Source organism: Thalassospira lucentensis MCCC 1A00383 = DSM 14000 (genome assembly GCF_000421265.1).
GTDB classification, from domain to species: domain Bacteria; phylum Pseudomonadota; class Alphaproteobacteria; order Rhodospirillales; family Thalassospiraceae; genus Thalassospira; species Thalassospira lucentensis.
Genome location: NZ_ATWN01000022.1, coordinates 1 through 2,842, shown reverse-complemented (window position 1 = coordinate 2,842; position 2,842 = coordinate 1). Strand labels below are relative to the sequence as shown.

The 2,842-nt window shown below is 45.3% G+C and carries 3 protein-coding genes; all 3 read left to right on the top strand.

The features are described from left to right. Window positions 1-82: 82 nt before the first annotated feature. The 3 genes from K355_RS0122665 to K355_RS26335 all read left to right on the top strand — a co-directional run bounded on the left by K355_RS0122665 (window position 83) and on the right by K355_RS26335 (window position 2,800). Window positions 83-868 carry a 3-hydroxybutyrate dehydrogenase gene (locus K355_RS0122665; RefSeq protein WP_022734453.1) on the top strand — a complete coding sequence of 262 codons (786 nt, stop codon included), beginning with the start codon at window positions 83-85 and terminating at the stop codon, window positions 866-868. 208 nt (window positions 869-1,076) lie between these two features. Continuing rightward, the gene (locus K355_RS0122660) at window positions 1,077-2,342 is read left to right on the top strand and encodes an AAA family ATPase (protein WP_022734452.1); all 1,266 of its coding nucleotides are present in this window, start codon (window positions 1,077-1,079) and stop codon (window positions 2,340-2,342) included. Beyond that, window positions 2,339-2,800, top strand: coding sequence for a DUF4435 domain-containing protein (locus K355_RS26335; protein WP_022734451.1), 462 nt, complete (start codon window positions 2,339-2,341; stop codon window positions 2,798-2,800). Before K355_RS0122660 ends, K355_RS26335 begins: the two co-directional genes overlap by 4 nt. The last annotated feature ends 42 nt before the right edge of the window (window positions 2,801-2,842 follow it).

Genomic DNA, 2,842 nt, shown 5'->3' with positions numbered 1-2,842 from the left:
GTTGCGCTTTACATTGCGCTGCGGCATGATCCTCCTAAGTTAATAAGAGGCCCCAACGCCTCACCCTCAGGGAGAAGACATCATGCTGACAGGAAAACGCGCACTTGTAACCGGCTCCACCAGTGGCATTGGCCTTGCGATGGCAAAGGCACTTGCCGGGGCCGGGGCGGACATCATGCTTAATGGTTTTGGCGACAAGGACGAGATCGAAGCCACCCGAAAATCACTTGAAACCGACTTTGGTGTGACCGCCTATTACAATGGCGCGGACCTGTCCAAGCCCGATCAAATCGAAGCAATGATGAAAGATGCCGCCGATAAATTTGGCGGCGGTGCCGACATCCTGATCAATAATGCCGGTATTCAGCACACCGATCTGATCGAAGATTTCCCGCCAGAAAAATGGGACGCGGTGATTGCGATCAATCTGACATCAGCGTTTCACACCACGCGCTTTGCCCTGCCGTTTATGAAGCAAAAAGACTGGGGCCGGATCATCAACACCGCATCCGCCCACGGGCTTGTTGCCTCCCCGCAAAAGGCGGCCTATGTCGCGGCCAAACACGGCATCATGGGCCTGACCAAGGTTACCGCCCTTGAAACCGCCGAAACCGGGATCACGGCAAATTCAATTTGCCCCGGCTGGGTACGCACCGAGCTGGTCGAACGCCAGATCGAAGCCAAGGCCAAGGAAGGCAACATTTCCGTCGAAGAAGCCGCAACCCACTTGGTCTCGGACAAACACCCGTCCAAGCAGTTCGTCACACCTGAACAGATCGGCAAAACTGCCTTGTTCCTGTGCTCGGACGCAGCCGATCAAATGACCGGCACGCACATGTCGGTTGATGGCGGCTGGACGGCGCAGTAGCGCACACCAAAGCAAAAAAGCCTCGACAGCAAACGCTGCGGGGCTTTTTTTTTGCGCCATTAACTACCACTTCTCAGCTAAAAACAGACCGCCCGCGCCCCAGCGAGTGAACACATTTTAGAAAAAACTCATCTTTTAATTGCGGAGGCATGATTTTCACAAGTATATTTCCAAAAATAATCACTTTTGTTTCCTGTGAGAAATTTAGATGGCCAATGTACTAGAGCAAGTCAAGATTAGCGGATTTTGGGGCACAAAAATCGTTGACCTATCATTCTATCGACATCTAAATTTTATTATTGGCGTGAATGGATCAGGGAAAACAACGTTTATAGATATATTGAGCGCAGCTTTACGCATTGACCTAGAATCTCTTGCAAGCTCCCAATTTGAAAAGATTGAGATTACGCTGAAATCCACCAGCTCGAACAAAAAGCCCAAGATTATCGTCGAGAAAGAAAATGGCGACGATTTTTCCCCTACTATTACGTATCATTTTTACGAAAAATCTTCTGAATCAGCCCCTTCAACTTATGACTTTGAAGATATACCTCAAAGCAGAATGCGGGGCCGCAGAGTACGCTCACCAATACATTTCCACACCACTTTGCACGAAAGAATCTCTTCTCTTCTAAATCTGAAATGGCTACCAATACTACGCACCCACAGCATCCAAGATTTTGAGTACAGCGAACAAGCGAGAGACTTCGTTGATTTAAAACTAGATAGTGTTTTGTCTGGCTTCACCCGGTATTTTTCCTCCATGCAAGCCAAAGATCAGAGACAAACCGACTCATTCCAAGAAACCATTTTCCTTTCCTTACTTCATAAATCGACTGGATTTGGCCAAGAATTGAGAAGAAGCGCTGCAGAATTAAAGATTGAGAGAGAAGAACTCGCTCATATAATGGCAGAATTCAACGTAGACGAAGAAAAATACGCCACGCTAATTGACAGTCACTTCAAGATGCTTGACACCGCAATGAAAAAGCTCTCCGGCGAAGAAGGAATGGAGGCAGTTGATATTGCCGCTATACTTGACAATAATCGACTTATTAATCTTGTTGATCGCTGGACATCTTTAAAAAAAGAACGTTCTGAAATATACAGAACTCGCGAAAACTTCATCGACATTATGAATGATAGATTATCAAGAAAACGATTAATAATTAATGATCGAAATGATATTTTCGTTGAAACTCAGTCTGGCAAACAATTCTCTCCAAAATTTCTATCATCTGGAGAGAAACAGCTATTCATATTATTAGGTGAAGCACTACTGTGTGAAAGACGACAGGTTACTTATATTGCCGACGAACCCGAGCTTTCACTTCACGTTACGTGGCAGTCTGAACTTGTTAATTCCCTAATAAAACTCAATCCAAATCTTCAAATTATTTTCGCCACACATTCCCCAGATATCGTCGGGAGACACCAGGATAGAATCATTGAAATCGAGGACCATACAGTATGAGTTTTCGAAGAAGCAACGCTGGGCTGAGCGCCATCAAGTACTTCAAGAAGGCCGACTACATTGTCTATGTTGAAGGAAGCTCAGATATTACATTTTGGTCGAAGATGTTCAAAGAATTTCGCCCAGACCTAAAGCTGTCATTTGATGATAAATTTGGATCAAATAATATTGATCCGATAATAAACGATATTGAAACGGGGAAGATAAGCGGAACATTAGTATGTAGAGACCGAGACTATCTATCAATGTCTCGCTTACATTATCATCCCCACGTCCTGTATACTTACGGATACAGTTTTGAGAATGACTTGATTAACGAACGCGCGGCTCGACACGTCGTTTGCCAGATGGCAAATAGTTTTGTCCAACCTAATTACGTCGAGAAGCATTTTAGAGCTTACCTTGCTAGGGTCCAGACTCATTCAAATCCAGTAGCAAACGAGCGCAGCAAGGCATAATGCGGCCATGAAGTTGTTAGCATTCTTGTCGTAGCGAGTGGC

Coding starts and splice junctions, on each gene's coding strand:
- K355_RS0122665 (WP_022734453.1), top strand. CDS start 83: ATGCTGACAGGAAAACGCGCACTTGTAACCGGCTCCACCAGTGGCATT.
- K355_RS0122660 (WP_022734452.1), top strand. CDS start 1,077: ATGGCCAATGTACTAGAGCAAGTCAAGATTAGCGGATTTTGGGGCACA.
- K355_RS26335 (WP_022734451.1), top strand. CDS start 2,339: ATGAGTTTTCGAAGAAGCAACGCTGGGCTGAGCGCCATCAAGTACTTC.